Genomic DNA, 20,350 nt, shown 5'->3' on the forward strand with positions numbered 1-20,350 from the left:
GCGTCAATATGCGTATTCCCAGGCATGTCGCCCATTTGGCAGACCTGAATGTAAAAATTACCGACAGCCGTGTAATGGCTACAACGTTGCCGACGTAAATGGTTATTTCCGCCTCGTAAAACTGTGCCAGAATCGCGTTTTCCCTTGCCCCGCCTACTGCCATGCAAATGCGCCGCCTTGCCATCTGTTTCCTCGCCGCCGGCCTCGTTACCATCGCAACCTCGGCCGCCGCACTCGAGCCCTATCTGCGCTACCCCGCCGTACGCGGCGACAACGTCGTCTTCACTGCCGAGGGCGACCTGTGGCGCGTGTCCCGCAGCGGCGGCGCGGCGCAGCGCCTGACGACCCATGCCGCGGCCGAGACGCATGCCGCCATCTCGCCGGACGGCCGCTGGGTTGCCTTCGCTGGCAGCTACGAGGGCGCCCAGGAGGCGTATGTGATGCCGCTGGCCGGGGGCCTGCCGCGCCGCCTGACGTTCGAGAACGGCAGCGTCACGGTGCTGGGCTGGACGGCGCAGGGCGAGGTGCTGGTCAGCACGCAGAATTCGGTCGGTCCCGGTGCGCACCGCATCGTCGCCGCGGTTCATCCGGCGAGCGGCGCGCGCCGCGTGTTCCCTGTTGCCGATGCCAACGACGCGGTGCTGGACGACGCCGGCAAGACCCTGTATTTCACCCGATACGGCCTGGTCATGACGAACGATAACGTGCGCCACTACCGCGGTGGCGCCCATGCCCAGCTGTGGCGTTTCGACCTGGACGGCAAGGCCGAGGCCCGGCCCGTATTTCCGGGCGACGCCGGCAACAACAAGCGGCCGATGTGGTGGCAGGGCCGCCTGTACTTCGTCAGCGACCGTGCCGGCACGGACAACCTGTGGAGCGCCAACGGCGATGGCGGCGAGCCGCGCCAGCTGACGAACTACAAGGACTGGGACGTGCGCAACGCGGCGCTGGGTGACGGCCGCATCGTGTTCCAGCTGGGCGCCGACCTGCACGTGTACGACATCGGTGCCGCCAGCGCCACGCGCCTGCCGGTGACCCTGGTGTCGGACTTCGACCAGCAGCGCACGCGCCTGATCCGTTCGCCGCTGGAGACGTTGACCAATGTGCAGCTGTCCGGCAAGGAGGAGCGCATCGTGCTGACGGCGCGCGGCCGCGTCAGCATCGCCGGCACCGGCAGCCAGCGCCGCGTGGAGATCGCCGTGCCGGAAGGCGCACGGGCGCGCGACGCGATCTTCTCGGCCGACGAGAAGTGGGTCTATGCGATCGTCGATACAACGGGCGAGAACGAGATCTGGCGTTTCGCCGCCGATGGCTCCGGGCATGGCGAGCAACTGACCCGCGACGGCAACAACCACCGCTGGGCGCTGTACCCGTCGCCGGACGGACGCTGGCTGGGCCATACGGACAAGAAGGGGCGCTTCTGGCTGCTCGACCTGGCGAGCAGGCACAACACGCTGATCGACGACGCCGGCAAGGCCGGCATCGACCAGCACGACAGCGTGGTGTGGTCGCCGGACAGCCGCAACATCGCGTTCGTGCGCAGCGCCAGCGACGCCCAGCGCGAGCAGATCGGCATGGTCAACCTGGCCACGAAGGAGGTGGCGTTCGTCACCAGCGACCGCTACACGTCGGGCGATCCGGCCTTTTCGCCGGACGGGCGCTGGCTGTACTTCCTGTCGGCGCGCCACTTCAAGCTGGACAACGGCTCGCCCTGGGGCGACCGCAACATGGGACCGGTTTTCAACAAGCGCACCGGCATCTTCGCGCTGGCGCTGCAGCCGGGTAACCGCTTCCCGTTCAAGCCGGACGACGAACTGAGTCGCGCCGCCGTCAAGCCGGCCGAGAGCCCCGAGGAGACGGCCGCCGAGAAAGCGCTGGAGAAAGCGGCCAGCAAGGACAAGGAAGCCAAGGACAAGGACGGGCGCCAGGCCAAGGACGCCAAGCCGGCGCCGCCGCCCAAGCCGGAGCTGCCCGCCGTGGCGTACGCAGGGCTGGCGCAGCGCCTGTTCGAGGTGCCGCTCGCGCCAGGCAATTACCGCAAGCTGGCGGTGGACGACAAGCGCCTGTACTTCCTCGACGAGGACGGCGCCGACGGCAAGCCGGCTTTGCGAACGCTGGCCATCGCCCGCACCGAGCCGAAGCCGGAAACGTTCGCCGCCAACGTGCGCGATTTCGACCTGGCGGCCGACCGCAAGCACCTGTATTACCGCACGGCCAGCGGCAATCCGGGCGAGATGCTGATCGTGGACGCGGGCGCCAAGGCGCCGCCCGACGTCAGCAAGGCGCGGGTCAAGGTTGACGACTGGAGCATCGTGTCGAACCCGCGGCAGGAGTGGAAGCAGATGTTCAACGACGCCTGGCGCATGCACCGCGACTTCCTGTATGACGTGAAGATGCGCGGCGTGAACTGGGTCGGCGTGCGCGACAAGTATGCGCCGCTGGTCGAGCGCGTGACGGACCGCGCGGAGCTGAACGACATCCTCGGCATGATGGTCGCGGAGGTGGGCGCGCTGCACTCGCAGGTGGCGCCGGGCGACATCCGCAAGAGCGCGCCGGAAGGCACGCCATCCGGCCTGGGCGCCGTACTGACGCGCACGGCCGCCGGCTACCGCGTCGATCGCGTCTACCGCAGCGAAAGCGAGCTGCCGGCGCAGCGCGCGCCGCTGGCGCAGGCGGACGTGGACGTGCGCGAGGGCGACATCATCACCGCCGTCAACGGCAAGTCGGTGCTGGAAGCGCGCGACATCTCGGACCTGCTGCTGAACCAGGCCGACCGCCAGGTGCTGCTGCAGGTGCAGCCGGCCCGCGGCGGCAAGCCGCGCGCTGCCATCGTGATTCCGGTGCCGATGGCGAAGCAGGCGGCGCTGCAGTACAGCGACTGGGAGCAGGGCAGGGCGGAGCAGGTCGAGCAGGCCTCCAACGGCCGCATCGGCTACCTGCACCTGCGCGCGATGGGCGCGGACGACATCGCCGCCTTCGCGCGCGACTTCTACGCCAACGTCAACCGCGAGGGCCTGATCATCGACGTGCGCCGCAACCGCGGCGGCAATATCGACAGCTGGATCATCGAGAAGCTGCTGCGCAAGGCCTGGGCGTTCTGGTCCACCCCGGTGGGGCAGACTTCGCCGAACATGCAGAACACCTTCCGCGGCCACCTGGTGGTGCTGGTGGACGAGCTGACGTACTCGGACGGCGAGACCTTCGCGGCCGGCGTCAAGGCGCTCGGCCTGGGCCCGCTGGTGGGCAAGCGCACGGCCGGCGCGGGCGTCTGGCTGTCCGACCGCAACCGCCTGGCCGACAACGGCATGGTGCGGGTGGCGGAGACGGGCCAGTTCGACAGCGACAAGGGCGTCTGGCTGATCGAGGGCGTGGGCGTGGTGCCGGACGTGGAAGTGGACAACCTGCCCAACGCCACCTTCAACGGCCAGGACAAGCAGCTGGAGACGGCGCTGGCGCTGCTGAAGAAGAAGATCGCGGAGCAGCCGGTCAAGCGCTATCAGGCGCAGCCGATCCCTTCGCTGAATTATTGAAGCGAACCCGCGTGAGGCAAACCCGCGGTGACAGGCTCCTATCTCAGGGTCTCCGACCCTGAGATAGGAGCCTGTCACCATGGGTCTCACAAGCCGGCGCTACGCAGCGCCGCGGCCCGCCGCCGCGACACCTCCACCCGCATCCCGTCCGTCATCTCCAGCACCAGCGCCCCGCCATCGCCCGCCGTCATCGTCCGCGCATGATCGAGGTTGACGAGGTGCTTGCGGCTGGCGCGCACGAAGCGCGGGCCGAGCCGTTCTTCCAATTGGTTCAGGGAGCGCAGCAGCAGCGGCCGTTCGGCATCGAAATACACCCGGGCATAATTGCCGTCCGATTCGAACAGCCGGATGCGGCCCGTCTCGACAAACCAGCAGCGTTCGCCGTCCTTGATGAACAGCTGGCGCGGCGCTGCGGCCGCCGCTGGCAGCGGGTGCAGCGACAGGCGCCGCGCCGCCCGCTGCAGCGCGGCCGCCAGCCGCGGCGCCTGGATCGGCTTTTGCAGATAATCGAGCGCGTTGACCTCGAAGGCCTGCAGCGCGTAGCGGTCGAACGCGGTGGTGAAGATCACCTCGGGCGGATCGTCCAGCGCCTGCAGCAGGTCGAAGCCGCTGGCGCCTGGCATCTGCACGTCCAGCAGCAGCACGTCCGGGCGCAACTGCGCCACCTGCTCGATGGCCTGCGCCGCGTTGACCGCTTCGCCGGCGATCGTCACCTCCGGATGCGCGGCCAGCAGCCGCCGCAGTTCCGCCCGCGCCAGCCGTTCGTCGTCGACGATCAGTACGCGCATCACACGGCCTCCGGCAGCGACAGCGTCGCGCGCACCCAGCCGGCGTCGGCACGCAGTTCCAGCGCGGCCTGCTCTCCCAGCGCAAGCGCCAGGCGCTTGCGCGCGTTGGTCAGCCCGACCTGAGTGGAACCGCCCGGTTCCGCCAGCGCGCCGGTATTGGCCACTTCGATGTGCGCGGCGCCGGCCGTGCGCCAGGCGCGGATGCGAATCTCGCTGCCCGCGGCGCTGGTCTCGACGCCGTACTTGACGGCGTTCTCCACCAGCGTCTGCAGCGCCATCGGCGGCACCGCCACGCCGTCCAGCCCCGCTTCGATCTCGGTCGCCACGCGCAGCCGCTCCTCGAAGCGGATCTGCTCGATGGCGAGGTAGGCTCGCACGGCCGCCAGTTCGGCCGCCAGAGGCACCGTCTGCGCATGGCCCGACTGCAGCGCATAGCGCATCAGGTCCGCCAACTGGTCGATCATGCGCGCGGCCGCATCGGCATCCTGGTAGATCAGCGCGCGCACGCTGTTCAAACTGTTGAAGAAGAAGTGCGGGTTGACCTGGGCTTGCAGCGCGCGCAGTTCCGCTTCCTTGGCGGCGAGCGCCAGGCGCAGCGCGGCGGCTTCGGCCTGGCGCGCGCGGCGCACGGCCTGCACGGCATGGTAAAAAATGGTCCACGCCAGGAAAGTGCCGACCCAGAAGATCATCGCGTTCGGCAGCCAGGCCAGGCCGTGCGGTTGCCCGAACGGCTGGAACACGAGGAACAGCGCCCACATCGCGGCCGTTTGCGCGCTGGCCAGCACGAGGATGCCGAGGGCAAGCGCGGGCCACGCCAGCGGCCGGCTCGCGGCCCGCCGCCGCAGCAGCACGCGGCGCCACTGGTGCGACAACGCGATGCCGGCGCAGCCGCCGCCGACGCAGACGGCCGTGATGGCGGCGCCCGGCCGGCTCATGAAAACAAAGGACAGGTTGAACAGCACGACGCTGCCCCAGCCGGCCAGCTGGCAAAGCCAGTACCAGTGGATGCCGCGCCGCGCCGGCAGTGCTGGAGTCATCGTCGCATCACTTCAGGAATCGGTCGATGCGATCATACATCCAGGCGGGGTCGTCGACCATGATGAAGTGGCGCGCCGTCTCCGCCATCTCGATGCGCACGCCGGGCAGGCGGGCATATTGCAGCGCGAAGTTGCGCTCGATGGCCTCGCGCGGCGCGAACTGCTTGTACGCGATCCAGGTGCCCAGCACCAGGGTCGGCGCCTTGATGCGGGCGACGTCCTGGCGCAGGTCCGTCGCCAGCAGCTCCGCCATCGCGTTCGCCACGGCCGTACGGTCGGAACGCTTGCCCCATTCGATGACCCTTTCGACGTCCTCCGGCCGCGTCACCATCGACGCCACCGTGTAGCGCTGCGACTGGGCGTGGCTGGCCTCGTCCTGCGCGAGCATGCGCGCGCGCGCGCCGGCCGCCATGGCGCGCAGCTGTTCGGGTGTGGCATCCGGCGCCTGCGCGGCGCCCAGCGCCGGCAGCGCATCGACGACGACCAGGCGGCTCAACTGGTCGGGATGGTCGATGGCGAACTTCAGGCCGAGGAAGCCGCCCAGGCTGTGGCCGACGATGACCGGTTTCTCGAGCTTGTGGGCGGTGATATAGGCGGACAGCTCCTGCTCCACTCGCGGCAGCAGCGGGCCGTCGATGGCCGGCTGGCCGGCAAACCCCGCCAGCGTCAGCACATGGCACTGGCGCGGCCCGCACAGATGCCTGACGGTGTCGTCCCACACCGCGCCGGACGAGGCCAGGCCCGGGATCAGGATGACGCTCTGGCCGCTCCCAGTCACTTCGGCCTTGAAGGCGCTGGCGGCGTGGGCGGACAGGGAGACGGCGAGGGCGGCGGCGCACAGCGCGGCCTTGTGCAGCAGGTTCTTGGTCATGGTGGTTCCTCCTTGGGACGTATCGTCACATGGAGGGAGCCACTGGGGCAGCGGATTGGGATGAGCGGTTCGATTGCGGGATGAGTGGTGTGGCTGGGGTCTGTTCCTTCAGGCTTGGGGTCTGTCCCTTCGGGACTGACCCCGGTTTTCATCGTGAAGCGCGCGCCGCGGACAAAAACCAGGGTCAGTCCCAAAAAACGGGACAGACCCCAACCTCAAGCGCCGGCGTCGGTCGCCCCATAGCCATGCACCCGCCGCCGATGCAGCGGATACACGAACCACAGCCCGATCAGCAGTGCGAACGACGCCACGGCGCTGGCGATGCTGAGCACATCGTCGCTCGTCACCGCGTGCAGCACCACGAACATGTCCAGCGACAGCCCGGCCGCCAGCGGCGCCAGCGCGTAGCAGATCGCGCGCGAGCACACCTTGATCGTTTGCAGCGTGGCGCGGTCCGGCGTGGCCAGCCGGTGGTAGGCGGCCGGCATCATGACAAGGGCGATGGCGACGACGACCAGCGCCAGCGCGACCATGTGGCAGGCCTGCACGCCGAACGGCAGGTCGGCAAAGCGTTCGTTGAACACAGCCACGGTCTGGAAGCCGAACAGGGCCTGGATGCCCGGCAGGACCATGCGCGCTTCCTCGATCAGGTGGCCCATCTGGTCCTTCAGCGAATCGCGCTCCGCCGGCGGTTGTTGTTCGTCCATGTGCTCTTTCCGAGGCGTATCGATTGTCGGCGCCTTCTCTCGTGCTACCCATTCTAGCGTGCTGCGCGCCTGGTCGGCGCGCAGCAGGTCAGCCCTCCATGCCTTCCTCGCGCAGCCGGCGCCACAGTGTCGTGCGGCTGATGCCGAGGTATTGCGCCGCCGCGTCGCGCCGGCCGCCGAAGCGGCGCAGCACGTCCGCCGTGCTCTCCCGCCCTGGCGGCAGGGCCGTCGGCGTTGGGGCGGCCGCCAGCTCGGGGGCCACCTGCAGCATGAACGCCGGCGTCAGCGCCTGCAGCGGCTCGGCCGCCAGGAACAGCGCCAGCCGCTCGGCCAGGTTGCGCAGTTCGCGCACGTTGCCAGGCCACGGGTAGGCGCGCAGCAGCGGCGCGCAGGCCGCCAGTTCCGCCGCCAGGTTGGGCGCGGCGCGCGTGCCCAGCGCGGCCAGCGCATTGCGCAGCGACCACTCGGCCAGCGGCACGATGTCTTCGTGGCGCTCGCGCAGCGGCGGCAACGTCAGGCGCAGCACCGCCAGGCGGTAGAACAGGTCGGCGCGGAAGCGGCCGTCGCGCACGCGCTGTTCCAGGTCGCAGTGGGTGGCGCTGACGATGCGCACGTTGATGGGCACGGGCCGGGTGCCGCCCACCCGCACCACCTCGCGTTCCTCCAGCACGCGCAGCAGGCGCGTTTGCAGCGCCAGCGGCATCTCGCCGATTTCGTCGAGGAACAGCGTGCCGTGGTTGGCCGCCTCGAACAGGCCCGCATGACCGCCCCGGCGCGCGCCCGTGAACGCGCCTTCCTCATGACCGAACAGTTCCGACTCCAGCAGCGACTCGGCCAGCGCGCCGCAGTTGACGGCGACGAAGGGCGCGCCGGCTTTCATATGGCGCGGGCTCTCACGGTGGATCGCCTGCGCCACCAGCTCCTTGCCGCTGCCTGTCTCGCCCTGGATCAGCACCGTGGCCGACGAGCGCGCATACAGAACGGCAGCCTGGCGCACCTTTTCCATCGCCGGCGACGCGCCGCGCAGGTCGGCCACGCCATGGCGGGCCCGCAGCGTGTCCGGCACCGCGCTGGCGCGGCTGCGGTGCCGCTGTGCTTCCAGCTGCCCCAGGCGGGCGATCTCCAGCGCGTCGTCGAAGGCCTGGCGGATCGAGGCCGCCGAGTAGACGAACACGCCGGTCAGCCCGGCTTGCTCGGCCAGGTCCGTGATCAGGCCCGCGCCGACGATGGCGCGCACGCCGGCCGCCTTCAGGTCGGCGATCTGCGCGCGCGCATCCTGTTCGGTGGCATAGGTGCGCTGCACGATGCCGATGCCGAAGGTGTCCGCGAACCGGCTCAGCTCGGGTACCGGCGCCTGGTACGTCACGACGCCGATCGGCCCGCCGCCCGCCGCCCGCCGTGCCCGCGCCAATGCCTGCAACATGTCGTAGCCGCTGGCCTTGGCCACGACGACCGGCACCGACAGCCGGCTTTTCAGCCAGGCCGCATTCGACCCGGCCGAGATGACGGCATCGCAGCGCTCCGTGGCCAGGCGCTCGCGGATGTGGCGCACGGCGTCGTCGAAGCCCAGGTTGATGGGTTCGATGGTGGCGAGGGCGTCGTACTCCAGCGTGATGTCGCGGAACAGCGCGGCCAGGCGCGAAACGGACACCGTCCAGATGACGGGCTTGTCTTGCTCGACAGGAAGAATAGGTTGGGCCATGTCGCAGATTATATTGCAACGCTGCGTTTCAATGTTTCAATCTGAAACACGACCTCAGCGACTAGAACGTTGCAAGTGCTTGATTTTGCTTGTTCGCAATCGCTGGCACGGCATTTGCAATATGGCAGCATCCGTTCTTCATTACCCGAAAGGTCACCATGAGTCAGTTTTCCGCCGGCGCCGCGTTCCGCCAGGCCGTCCGTGAAGAGTCGCCGCTGCAGGTCGTCGGCGCCATCAATGCCAACCACGCGCTGCTGGCCCGGCGCGCCGGCTTCCGTGCCATCTACCTGTCCGGCGGTGGTGTCGCGGCCGGCTCGCTGGGCCTGCCCGACCTGGGCATCTCCGGCCTGGAGGACGTGCTGGTGGACGTGCGCCGCATTACCGACGTGTGCGACCTGCCGCTGCTGGTCGACGTCGACACGGGCTTCGGCGCTTCCGCCTTCAACGTGGCGCGCACGGTGAAATCGCTGATCAAGGCCGGCGCCGGCGCGATGCACATCGAGGACCAGGTGGGGGCCAAGCGCTGCGGCCACCGCCCCGGCAAGGAGATCGTCAGCAAGGCCGAGATGGTGGACCGCATCAAGGCCGCGGTGGACGCGCGCACGGACGAGAACTTCGTCATCATGGCGCGCACCGACGCGCTGGCCGTCGAAGGCCTGGATGCCGCGGTGGACCGCGCGCTGGCCTGCGTCGAGGCGGGCGCCGACATGATCTTCCCGGAAGCGATGACGGAACTGTCGATGTACAAACAGTTCGCCAATGCGGTGAAGGTGCCGATCCTGGCCAACATCACCGAGTTCGGCTCGACGCCGCTGTTCACCGTGGAAGAGCTGAAGACGGCGGACGTCGGCCTCGTGCTCTACCCGCTGTCCGCCTTCCGCGCGATGAACAAGGCCGCCGAAAACGTCTACGGCGCGATCCGTCGCGATGGCACCCAGAAGGCCGTGCTGGACACGATGCAGACGCGCGAGGAACTGTACGAGCGCATCGACTACCACGCATTCGAACGCAAGCTGGACGCACTGTTCCAGGCCCAGAAAAAATAAGGAGACCCGTGAAATGACCGAAACCACCACCTTCAAGCCCAAGAAATCCGTCGCCCTGTCCGGTGTTGCCGCCGGCAATACGGCCCTGTGCAGCGTCGGCAAGACGGGCAACGACCTGCATTACCGCGGCTACGACATCCTGGACGTGGCCGACAGCTGCGAGTTCGAGGAGATCGCCTACCTGCTGGTGCACGGCAAGCTGCCCAACAACGCGGAGCTGCGCGGCTACAAGGCCAAGCTGCGTTCCCTGCGCGGCCTGCCGCAAGCGGTCAAGGCCGCGCTGGAAGCGCTGCCGGCCGGCGCCCACCCGATGGACGTGATGCGCACCGGCGTCTCGGCGCTGGGCTGCGCGCTGCCGGAGAAGGACGACCACAATGTCGCCGGCGCGCGCGACATCGCCGACCGCCTGATGGCCTCCTTCGGCTCGATGCTGCTGTACTGGTACCACTACAGCCATAACGGCAAGCGCATCGAGGTCGAGACCGACGACGACTCCATCGGCGGCCATTTCCTGCACCTGCTGCACGGCTTCAAGCCGTCCGACAGCTGGGTCAAGGCGATGCACACGTCGCTGATCCTGTACGCCGAACACGAGTTCAACGCCTCCACCTTCACGGCGCGCGTGATCGCCGGCACGGGATCGGACATTCACTCTGCCATCACCGGCGCCATCGGCGCGTTGCGCGGTCCGAAGCACGGCGGCGCCAACGAAGTGGCGCTGGAGATCCAGAAGCGCTACGAGAACGCCGACGAGGCCGAAAGCGACATCCGCGCCCGCGTGGCGAACAAGGAAGTGGTGATCGGCTTCGGCCACCCGGTCTACACGATCTCCGACCCGCGCAACAAGGTGATCAAGGAAGTGGCGCGCAAACTGTCGCAGGAAGGCGGCTCGATGAAGATGTTCGACATCGCCGAGCGCCTGGAAACCGTGATGTGGGACATCAAGAAGATGTTCCCCAACCTGGACTGGTTCTCCGCCGTGTCGTACCACATGATGGGCGTGCCCACCGCCATGTTCACGCCGCTGTTCGTGATCTCGCGCACCTCCGGCTGGGCCGCGCACATCATCGAGCAGCGCATCGACAACAAGATCATCCGCCCGAGCGCGAACTACGTCGGTCCCGAGGACCTGCGCTTCGTGCCGATCAGCGACCGCAAATAAGAGGTAGAGAAGTGACCATCCCCATGAACAGCGCGTACCGCAGAAACCTGCCCGGTACGACCCTGGATTACTTCGACGCGCGCGCCGCCGTCGAGGCGATCGAAGCGGGCGCCTACGACAAGCTGCCCTACACGTCGCGCGTACTGGCCGAGAACCTGTGCCGCCGCTGCGATTCCACCCAGTTGACGGCTTCGCTGCAGCAGATCATCGGCCGCAAGCGCGACCTGGACTTTCCCTGGTTCCCCGCGCGCGTGGTGTGCCACGACATCCTGGGCCAGACCGCCCTGGTGGACCTGGCCGGCCTGCGCGACGCCATCGCCCAGCAGGGCGGCGACCCGGCTCTGGTCAATCCCGTCGTGCCGACGCAGCTGGTGGTGGATCACTCGCTGGCCGTCGAATGCGGTGGCTTCGACCCGCAGGCCTTCGAGAAGAACCGCGCCATCGAGGACCGCCGCAACGAGGACCGCTTCCACTTCATCGACTGGACCAAACACGCGTTCAAGAACGTGGACGTGATCCCGCCCGGGAACGGCATCCTGCACCAGATCAACCTGGAGCGCATGTCGCCGGTGATCCAGGTGGACAACGGCGTGGCCTATCCGGATACGCTGGTGGGCACCGACTCGCACACGCCGATGGTCGATGCGCTGGGCGTGATCGCCGTCGGCGTCGGCGGCCTGGAGGCGGAAACGGTCATGCTGGGCCGCGCCTCCTGGATGCGCCTGCCCGATATCGTCGGCGTGCAGCTGACCGGCCGGCCGCAGCCGGGAATCACGGCCACCGACATCGTGCTGGCGCTGACCGAATTCCTGCGCAAGCAAAAGGTGGTGTCGGCCTACCTGGAGTTCTTCGGCGAAGGTGCCGCCGCGCTGACCTTGGGCGACCGAGCCACGATCTCGAACATGGCGCCGGAGTTCGGCGCCACGGCGGCAATGTTCTACATCGACCAGCAGACCATCAACTACCTGCGCCTGACGGGGCGCGACGACGAGCTGGTGGCGCTGGTCGAGCTGTATGCGAAGCAGGCCGGCCTGTGGGCCGACAGCCTGGCGCAGGCCGAGTACGAGCGCACCTTGACGTTCGACCTGTCTTCCGTCGTGCGCAATATCGCCGGGCCGTCCAACCCGCACAAGCGCGTGCCGACCTCCGAGCTGGCCGCGCGCGGCATTTCCGGCGTGGTCGAGAACGAGCCGGGCAAGATGCCGGACGGCGCCGTCATCATCGCCGCGATCACCAGCTGCACCAACACGAACAACCCGCGCAACATGATCGCGGCGGGCCTGTTGGCCCGCAACGCCAACCGCGCCGGGCTGCTGCGCAAGCCCTGGGTAAAAACCTCGCTGGCGCCGGGCTCGAAGGCCGTCACCTTGTACCTGGAAGAAGCCGGCCTGCTGCCGGAACTGGAAGCACTGGGCTTCGGCGTGGTCGCGTATGCCTGCACGTCGTGCAACGGCATGTCCGGCGCGCTCGATCCTGTCATCCAGCAGGAGATCGTCGAGCGCAATCTGTACGCGACCGCGGTCCTGTCGGGCAACCGCAACTTCGACGGCCGCATCCACCCGTTCGCGCAGCAGGCCTTCCTGGCCTCGCCGCCGCTGGTGGTGGCCTACGCCATCGCCGGCACGATCCGCTTCGACATCGAGAAGGACGTGCTGGGCACGACCGCCGACGGCCGTGAGATTCGCCTGGCCGACCTGTGGCCGAGCGATGCCGAGATCGACGCCATCGTCGCGGCCAGCGTCAAGCCGGACCACTTCCGCAAGGTCTACATCCCGATGTTCGCGCGCAGCGGCGACGCGGCCGCCGCGGTCAGCCCGCTGTACGACTGGCGCGCGCAGAGCACCTATATCCGCCGTCCGCCGTACTGGGAAGGCGCGCTGGCGGGCGAGCGTACCTTGCGCGGCATGCGGCCGCTGGCGATCCTGGGCGACAACATCACGACCGACCACCTGTCGCCGTCGAACGCGATCATGGCCGATTCGGCCGCCGGCGAGTACCTGGCGAAGATGGGCCTGCCGGAGGAGGACTTCAACTCCTACGCCACGCACCGGGGCGACCACCTGACGGCGCAGCGCGCCACCTTCGCCAACCCCACCTTGAAGAACGAGATGGTCGTCGTGGACGGGCAGGTCAAGGCCGGCTCGCTGGCCCGCATCGAGCCCGATGGCGTGGTCACGCGCATGTGGGAAGCGATCGAGACCTATATGGAGCGCAAGCAGCCGCTGATCATCGTGGCCGGCGCCGACTACGGCCAGGGCTCCTCGCGCGACTGGGCGGCGAAAGGCGTGCGCCTGGCCGGCGTCGAGGCCATCGTCGCGGAGGGTTTTGAACGAATTCACCGCACCAACCTGGTCGGCATGGGCGTGCTGCCGCTGGAATTCACCGGCGGCATCAACCGCCTGACCCTGGGCCTGGACGGTACCGAGACCTACGACGTGGTGGGCGAGCGCCAGCCGCGCGCCACGCTGACCCTGGTGATCCACCGCGCCAATGGCGAGAGCCTGACGGTGCCGGTGCTGTGCCGGCTGGACACCGCCGAGGAAGTGGCGATCTACGAGGCGGGCGGCGTGCTGCAGCGCTTCGCCCAGGACTTCCTGGCCGCGACCGTACCGGCAAGCGAGGCCGCATGATGGCGCACGTACCGCAAATCAAAATCCCCGCGACCTATATGCGCGGCGGCACCAGCAAGGGCGTGTTCTTCCGGCTGCAGGACCTGCCGGCAGCGGCGCAGGTGCCGGGATCGGCGCGCGATGCGCTGCTGCTGCGCGTGATCGGCAGCCCGGACCCGTACGGCAAGCAGATCGACGGCATGGGCGGCGCCACCTCCAGTACCAGCAAGGCCGTCATCGTGGCGCCGTCCACCCGGCACGGCCACCACGTCGACTACCTGTTCGGCCAGGTCTCGATCGACAAGCCGTTCGTCGACTGGAGCGGCAACTGCGGCAACCTGTCGGCGGCGGTGGGCTCGTTCGCCATCGCCAGCGGCTTGCTCGACCCCAGCCAGGTGCCGCGCGACGGCATCTGCGTGGTGCGCATCTGGCAGGCCAATATCGGCAAGACCATCGTCGCGCACGTGCCCATCACCGATGGCGCCGTGCAGGAGACCGGTGACTTCGAGCTCGATGGCGTGACCTTCCCGGCCGCCGAGGTGCAGCTGGAGTTCCTCGATCCGGCCGCCGAGGAAGGCGAGGGCGGCGGCGCCATGTTCCCGACCGGGAACCTGGTGGACGAGCTGGAGGTGCCGGGTGTCGGCAGGTTCCGCGCCACGCTGATCAACGCGGGCATCCCCACCATCTTCCTGGACGCCGAGGCGCTGGACTACACCGGCACGGAGCTGCAGGAAGCCATCAACGGCGACGCGCAGGCCCTGGCCCGCTTCGAGACGATCCGCGCACATGGCGCCGTGCGCATGGGGCTTGTCGCCAGCGTGGAGGATGCGGCCAAACGCCAGCACACGCCGAAGGTGGCATTCGTGGCGCCGCCGCGCGGCTACACGTCGTCCAGCGGCAAGGAAGTGCGCGCGGACGACATCGACCTGCTGGTGCGGGCCCTGTCGATGGGCAAGCTGCACCACGCGATGATGGGCACCGCGGCCGTGGCGATCGGCACGGCCGCCGCCATTCCCGGCACGCTGGTCAACCTGGCCGCCGGCGGCGGCTCGCGCACGGCGGTGCGTTTCGGCCACCCGTCCGGCACCCTGCGCGTGGGCGCCGAGGCCACGCTTGTGGACGGCCAGTGGAGCGTGACTAAGGCCATCATGAGCCGCAGTGCGCGCGTGCTGATGGAAGGCTTCGTGCGGGTGCCGGGCGACGCCTTCTAAGGCTGTTGTTTCGGCAACGACGGGGCGCCAGGTGCGCCCCGTTGTTATTTCCAAGGCATCGATTGTTGTACGGTCGCCCCGGCCGGGGCGTTCCGGCTGGCGCCAGGATGGCTATTGCCGGGCTGGTGGTTTATGATCGTCGGATGACGTTGCCATAAGGCAGCTGTTATTTCAACTGCCTGATTATGAACGCTGTCGTGACCCCTCCGGAGCTTGTTGCCGACGCCTTGCGGCTGATCGGCATGCCCGCGTGCGCGTGCGACGCGGATGGCCGCGTGCTGGCGGCGAACGACGAGCTGGCTGCGCTGCTGGGCCGCGACCCGCACGACCTGACGCCGTCCGGCCTGTTCGCCCGCCACGTGCTGGCCGACAGCGTGGTCACGCTGACGGCGGCGCTGTGCGGCATCCGCTCCGCCAGCTGGGAAAGCTGCGTGGCCACGAGCGATGGCCGCTACCTGCCCGTCCAGGTCACCGTCAAGCCGTTCCCGCCGGCGCTGGAGCAACGCGGCGCCACCATCGTCCTGCAGGACATCAGTGCGATCCAGCGCGACCAGCGCGCGCTGCGCAAGGCGCTGCTGGAGCAACAGGCGATCCTGGAGAACGCGGCGGTCGGCATCATCTACAGCAAGCGTGACCAGATCCACGAATGCAACCTGCGCGCGGCCGAGATGTTCGGCTACGAGCGCGGCGAGCTGGAAGGGGCGCCCAGCGTGGTCCTGTACCCGGACCCGGACGAGTTCACGCGCCGGCGCGCGCGCTGGCTGCCCGTGCTGGGGCAGGGCAAGTCCGTCACGCTGGACGTGCAGATGCGCCGCAAGGACGGCGGCCTGTTCTGGACCCGCTGCTACGGCCGCCTGATCGACCCGTCCGACGCCGACGAGGGCATGGTCTGGATCGTCGAGGACATCAGCGAGCAGCGCGCCGCCACCGAGGCCACGCGCAAGCTGCTGATGGAGCAGCAGGCCATCCTGGACAACGCCTCGGTCGGCATCCTGTTCACCAAGAACCAGCGCATGCTGAGCTGTAATCCGCGCATGGCGGAGATGTTCGGCTATGCGCCCGACGAGATGATCGGCATGCATTCGGGCGCGGTGTTTCCGTCGCCCGAGGTGTACGCGGCGTTCGGCCTGGAGGCCGGGCCCGTGCTGGCCGCCGGCCAGCCGTTCGAAAAGAAGGATTTCCGCTTCCAGAAGAAGGACGGCTCGCTGTTCTGGTGCCGCGTGCGCGCCAAGGCGGTGGACCAGGAACACAACGACGGCGGCACGATCTGGATCCTGGAGGACGTGACGCAGTCGCGCGAGATGCAGATGGACGTGGAAGCGATGATGACGAACGCGTCGATCAGCATTCTGTTCACGCGCAACCGCGTCATCACGCGCTGCAACCGCGGATTTCGTGACATGTTCCGCTACCACGACAAGGAATGCCTGGGCATGCCGGCGGCCGCGCTGTATCCGTCGGCCGAGGCGTATGCGGCGCTGGGCGCGCTCGCCACGCCGCTGCTCAGCCAGGGCAAGCCGTTTCAGACCGATGTCGAGATGCGCCGCAGCGACGACAGCACCTTCTGGGCCCAGCTGATCGGCTATGTCGTCAATCCGATGGACCCGACCCAGGGCACGATCTGGATCGTCGAGGACCGCACCGAGCACAAGGCCGCCGAGGCGTCGCTGCGCAACGCGCTGCTGGAAAACCAGGCGATCCTGGACAGCGCCGTGCTGGGCATCTCGATGGTCGAGCAGGGCCGCAACCTGCGCTGCAACCGCAAGATGGAAGAGCTGTTCGGCTACGACGCCGGCGAGTTGACCGGCCTGCCGATTCGCGGCCTGTACCCGGACGAGGCGGCGTGGCAAGCGGCCCGCCGCGAGACGGCGGCCGATTTCCAGGCCGGCCGTGTCAGCTCGTCCGAGCACCTGCTGGTACGGCGCGACGGCAGCCAGTTCTGGGCGCGCCTGTCGGGCCGGCCATACGACTGGGCCCAGCCGCGCGGCCGCTCGGTGTGGATGATCGACGACGTGACGGCACGGCGCGAGGCGGCCGATGCGGTGCGCCGCGCCCGCGACGAGCTGGAAGTGCGTGTGCTGGAACGCACGGCCGAACTGGCCGGCGCCAATGCCAAGCTGCAGGCCGAGATCGTCGAGCGACGCCAGGCCGAGGCGCGCGTGCACCACATGGCCTACCACGACAGCCTGACGGGCCTGCCCAATCGGGCGCTGCTGGCGGACCGGCTCGACCGCGCCATGCTGGCCGCACAGCGCTCGCAGCGCAGCCTGGCCGTGATGTTCATCGACCTGGACCGCTTCAAGACCATCAACGATTCGCTGGGCCACATGACGGGCGACCTGTTGCTGAAGGAAGTGGCGGTCCGGCTGTGCCGCGCCGTGCGCGCCAGCGACACGGTGGCGCGCCTGGGCGGCGACGAATTCGTCGTGCTGCTGCCGGGCATCCGCAACAACGACGAGGCGGCGCACGTGGCCGACAAGATCATCGACGCGCTGGCGCAGCCGTTCCCGCTGGACGGGCACATGTTGCACATCACCCCGTCGATCGGCATCTGCGTCTACCCGGACGACGGCCAGGACGTGGAAACCCTGATGCGCCACGCCGACGCGGCGATGTACCACGCCAAGGCGGCAGGCCGCAACAACTACCAGTTCTTCACGCAGAAGATGAACCTGGCGGCCGCGCACTTCGAGCTGGAGAGCAGCCTGCGCAGCGCGCTGGCGCTGCAGCAGTTCGAGCTGCATTTCCAGCCCATCATCAACATGGGCACGCGCAAGCTGCATTCGCTGGAAGTGCTGCTGCGCTGGCGCCGTCCGAACACGGGCCTGGTCATGCCGGACAAGTTCATCCCGATCATCGAGGACAACGGCCTGATCGTGCCGATCGGCGAATGGGTCATCCGCCGCGCCTGCGAGCAGAGCATGGAATGGCGCCGCCAGGGCCTGCGCCCGGTGCCGCTGGCCGTCAACCTGTCGCCGCGCCAGTTCATGCACAAGGGCCTGGTGCCGTCGATCCGCCGCATCCTCGACGAGACCGGCATCGAGCCCTCGCAGCTGGAATTCGAGATCACGGAGACGGCGTTGATGCAGCATGGCGATCACACCCTGGACATCCTGGACCAGATCAACGCGATGGGCATCCGCCTGTCGATCGACGACTTCGGCACCGGCTACTCCAGCCTGGCCTACTTGAAGCGTTTCCCGGTCAAGAAGATCAAGATCGACCGCGCCTTCGTCAAGGACCTGGAGCACAGTGCCGAGGACCGCGCCATCGTCTCGGCCATCGTGGCGCTGTCGGACAGCCTGCAGCTGTCGGTGGTGGCGGAAGGGGTCGAGACGGAAGGGCACTACTACCTGCTGCAACGGCAGGGCTGCCAGTTCGCGCAGGGCTACCTGTTCTCCAGGCCGGTGCCGGCCGAGCAGGCCGTCCATCTGCTGGAGCAGGGTTGAGTCTGCGGGGGCGGCACCACGGGTTCCTCGCGGGGATCAGGCCTCGGCCAAGGTCGCGATGACCGGCGTGTGATCGGACGGCTGCGGCCATTTGCGCGGCGCCCGGTCGATCGTGCAGGCCGTGCAGCGCGCAACCAAAGGCTGCGACAGCAGGATGTGGTCGATGCGCAGTCCCTGGTTCTTCTGGAAGCGCAGCATGCGGTAGTCCCACCAGCTGTACGACTTTTCCGGCTGCTCGAACAGGCGGAACGAATCCGTCAGGCCCACGTCCAGCAGGGCCTGGAACGCGGCGCGCTCGCGCGGCGACACGTGCACCTCGCCTTCCCACACGGCCGGGTCGTGCACGTCGCGGTCTTCCGGCGCCACGTTGTAGTCGCCCAGCACGGCCAGGTTCGGGTGCCGCGCCAGTTCCTCGGCCAGCCAGTCGCGCAGCGCCGCCATCCAGCCCAGCTTGTACACATACTTTTCGGAGTCCACCGCCTGGCCGTTCGGCACGTAGGCGCAAACGACGCGCAGGTCGCCGATGGTGGCGGCCAGGATGCGCTGTTGCTCGTCCGGGTAGCGCGGGTTGTTGCGCACCACGTCCGCCAGCGGCTGGCGCGACAGGATGGCCACGCCGTTGTAGGTCTTCTGGCCCGAGAAGGCGACGTGCCAACCCGCGGCCTCGAGCGCGGCCAGCGGGAACTTGTCGTCGGTCAGCTTGGTCTCCTGGATGCAGACGACGTCCACCGGGTTCTCCTCCAGCCAGCGCAGCAGATGCGACAGACGTACGTTGAGCGAATTGACGTTCCAGGTTACCAGCTTCATTAGCGATCTCGAGTGTGAAAATGAGTGAGAATCTTACAGGATTTGACAGGTGTTACAAGTTGCCGAAAGCGAATACAATGTGCGACAATGAATTGCACAAAAACATTGCTACCAAAACAAGTGCAACTCTCTCAGACGCAATTTCTGTTGCAAAATGCGACATCCCCCAAAAATAATTGCCGATAATGTCTCGGAGTTATCAAAATAGTACTAAGATTCGATTAACGTTCGAGGGAAAGCGCAATATACTTACGCTGTTCGGCATCGAACGATTTCCAACTGCATCTACCTTTGTAACTGTTGAGCAAAAAGATACTGCAAAGATATGTTGTCTTAGGTAAATTAGTGGTACTATACGGAAACAGTCGGATTAACGTGCAAAGCATTTGTAAAGGAAGAAAATGCGATCTGCATTCGAAGCATGGGCACAGCGGGACGGACACATCGTGCGCCGCCGCGAAGACAAGCCAGAAGAGTATCTGGTATATGAAACGCAGCGCCGCTGGCTGATCTGGCAGGCGGCTCTGGAACATGGCAAGACGCCGGCCGCCCGCAAGGCGGCCGCGAAGGAAGCCGGTGAGAAGGCCGTCGGCGCACGCGCTGGCGTGCAGCGCGCGCCCGTCATGGGCGCCGACGAAGCGGCGGTGCGCAACCAGGTGTTGAACGAGGTCATCGACGCGTTCTCCGGCCTGAACGGAACCACGGCGATGGAAGACATCGTGAACGTGATCCAGGGACTGAAGCAGAAGCAGAAGTCCGACAGCGGCGAGTAAGCCCGCCGTATGCCATCCTGGCCCAAGCCCGTCACCGGCATTGCCTGGCTGGCGGCGCTCGCCCGGACCATCAAGCCGTGCAATGCGACGCCATTCGTGCCGCGCAGCGTCCCGCTGCACGGTCGCGGTGGCGCTGCGCTTGCCGACGATAAGGGAACTGGCCTCCGGCCGGGCCGATGGCAGCTTGCCGGTCGAGTCGCCGCCGCGCTTGGCATGGCGGCATCGGCCGGCTGCGCGACGATCACCGAAAGCAGCGAGCAGTACGTCATGGTCGTAACCGTGCTCGACCACCAGCAGGTTGGCGGCATCGGTTGCGTCCTCGCCAACGACGCGGGGCGCTGGTTCGTCACGTCCCCCGGTCGCACCCAGATCAAGAAAAGCACCAAAGCTCTCACCGTCGACTGCCGCAAGGACGACGTGTGGGCCTATGACGAAATCGGTCCGCGTCAGAATGCCTCGCGCTGGGGCAATATCCTGCTGACGGCAGGGACCGGCCAATTCATCGACCGCCAGACCGGCGCCGGGTTCGACTACCCGCAGGTCCTGACCGTCGTCCTGCAGCGCGGCGAGCGCAGCGTCCAGCCGGCACGTCCGGCCGCTCCCGCGGCCACGCCTCCCGCCAACCCGCCGCCGACCGGCGGTGGTATCATTTACTAAT

At 67.8% G+C, this 20,350-nt stretch carries 14 protein-coding genes; 8 read left to right on the plus strand and 6 right to left on the minus strand.

Annotated features, from left to right (window positions below; translation table 11 throughout):
• Window positions 1-161 precede the first annotated feature (161 nt).
• Window positions 162-3,530, plus strand: a complete 3,369-nt coding sequence (locus E7V67_007070) for a S41 family peptidase (protein ID WUR14866.1) — start codon at window positions 162-164, stop codon at window positions 3,528-3,530.
• An 86-nt stretch (window positions 3,531-3,616) separates the two neighbouring features.
• Here the strand turns inward: E7V67_007070 and E7V67_007075 are convergent, their stop codons facing one another.
• From E7V67_007075 to prpR, 5 genes are all read right to left on the minus strand, one after another.
• Window positions 3,617-4,318, minus strand: a complete 702-nt coding sequence (locus tag E7V67_007075; GenBank protein WUR14867.1) for a LytTR family DNA-binding domain-containing protein — start codon at window positions 4,316-4,318, stop codon at window positions 3,617-3,619.
• Window positions 4,318-5,355 carry a histidine kinase gene (locus E7V67_007080; GenBank protein ID WUR14868.1) on the minus strand — a complete coding sequence of 346 codons (1,038 nt, stop codon included), beginning with the start codon at window positions 5,353-5,355 and terminating at the stop codon, window positions 4,318-4,320. Before E7V67_007080 ends, E7V67_007075 begins: the two co-directional genes overlap by 1 nt.
• A gap of 7 nt (window positions 5,356-5,362) precedes the next feature.
• Window positions 5,363-6,226 (minus strand): alpha/beta hydrolase, encoded by an 864-nt coding sequence (locus E7V67_007085; GenBank protein WUR14869.1) that lies wholly within the window; start codon window positions 6,224-6,226, stop codon window positions 5,363-5,365.
• Window positions 6,227-6,441: 215 nt separating this feature from the next.
• Window positions 6,442-6,933, minus strand: coding sequence for a DUF6328 family protein (locus tag E7V67_007090; protein WUR14870.1), 492 nt, complete (start codon window positions 6,931-6,933; stop codon window positions 6,442-6,444).
• A gap of 88 nt (window positions 6,934-7,021) precedes the next feature.
• Window positions 7,022-8,635: a propionate catabolism operon regulatory protein PrpR gene (prpR, locus tag E7V67_007095; GenBank protein ID WUR14871.1), complete on the minus strand. Its 1,614-nt coding sequence runs from the start codon at window positions 8,633-8,635 to the stop codon at window positions 7,022-7,024.
• A 158-nt stretch (window positions 8,636-8,793) separates the two neighbouring features.
• On the opposite strand from prpR, the gene prpB reads away from it, so the two are divergent.
• The 5 genes from prpB to E7V67_007120 all read left to right on the plus strand — a co-directional run bounded on the left by prpB (window position 8,794) and on the right by E7V67_007120 (window position 18,112).
• Complete coding sequence (gene prpB / locus E7V67_007100; protein WUR14872.1) at window positions 8,794-9,681, plus strand: methylisocitrate lyase; 888 nt, start codon at window positions 8,794-8,796, stop codon at window positions 9,679-9,681.
• A gap of 13 nt (window positions 9,682-9,694) precedes the next feature.
• A complete protein-coding gene (gene prpC / locus E7V67_007105) occupies window positions 9,695-10,843 on the plus strand; it encodes a 2-methylcitrate synthase (protein WUR14873.1) in 1,149 nt (382 codons plus the stop codon).
• 23 nt (window positions 10,844-10,866) lie between these two features.
• A complete protein-coding gene (acnD, locus tag E7V67_007110; protein ID WUR14874.1) occupies window positions 10,867-13,473 on the plus strand; it encodes a Fe/S-dependent 2-methylisocitrate dehydratase AcnD in 2,607 nt (868 codons plus the stop codon).
• On the plus strand, window positions 13,473-14,663 hold the full coding sequence (gene prpF, locus E7V67_007115; protein WUR16238.1) for a 2-methylaconitate cis-trans isomerase PrpF: 1,191 nt from the start codon (window positions 13,473-13,475) through the stop codon (window positions 14,661-14,663). The genes acnD and prpF overlap by 1 nt, the downstream gene beginning before the upstream one ends.
• A gap of 197 nt (window positions 14,664-14,860) precedes the next feature.
• A complete protein-coding gene (locus E7V67_007120; GenBank protein WUR14875.1) occupies window positions 14,861-18,112 on the plus strand; it encodes an EAL domain-containing protein in 3,252 nt (1,083 codons plus the stop codon).
• A 36-nt stretch (window positions 18,113-18,148) separates the two neighbouring features.
• On the opposite strand, the gene E7V67_007125 is transcribed toward E7V67_007120, so the two are convergent.
• The gene (locus E7V67_007125; protein WUR14876.1) at window positions 18,149-18,919 is read right to left on the minus strand and encodes an exodeoxyribonuclease III; all 771 of its coding nucleotides are present in this window, start codon (window positions 18,917-18,919) and stop codon (window positions 18,149-18,151) included.
• 446 nt (window positions 18,920-19,365) lie between these two features.
• Here E7V67_007125 and E7V67_007130 point away from each other — a divergent pair, with 446 nt between their 5' ends.
• Both E7V67_007130 and E7V67_007135 read left to right on the plus strand, forming a co-directional pair.
• Complete coding sequence (locus tag E7V67_007130) at window positions 19,366-19,692, plus strand: hypothetical protein (GenBank protein WUR14877.1); 327 nt, start codon at window positions 19,366-19,368, stop codon at window positions 19,690-19,692.
• A gap of 9 nt (window positions 19,693-19,701) precedes the next feature.
• The gene (locus E7V67_007135; GenBank protein ID WUR14878.1) at window positions 19,702-20,349 is read left to right on the plus strand and encodes a hypothetical protein; all 648 of its coding nucleotides are present in this window, start codon (window positions 19,702-19,704) and stop codon (window positions 20,347-20,349) included.
• Window position 20,350: the final 1 nt, after the last annotated feature.

Source organism: [Empedobacter] haloabium (assembly GCA_008011715.2).
GTDB classification, from domain to species: Bacteria; Pseudomonadota; Gammaproteobacteria; order Burkholderiales; family Burkholderiaceae_D; genus Rugamonas; species Rugamonas haloabia.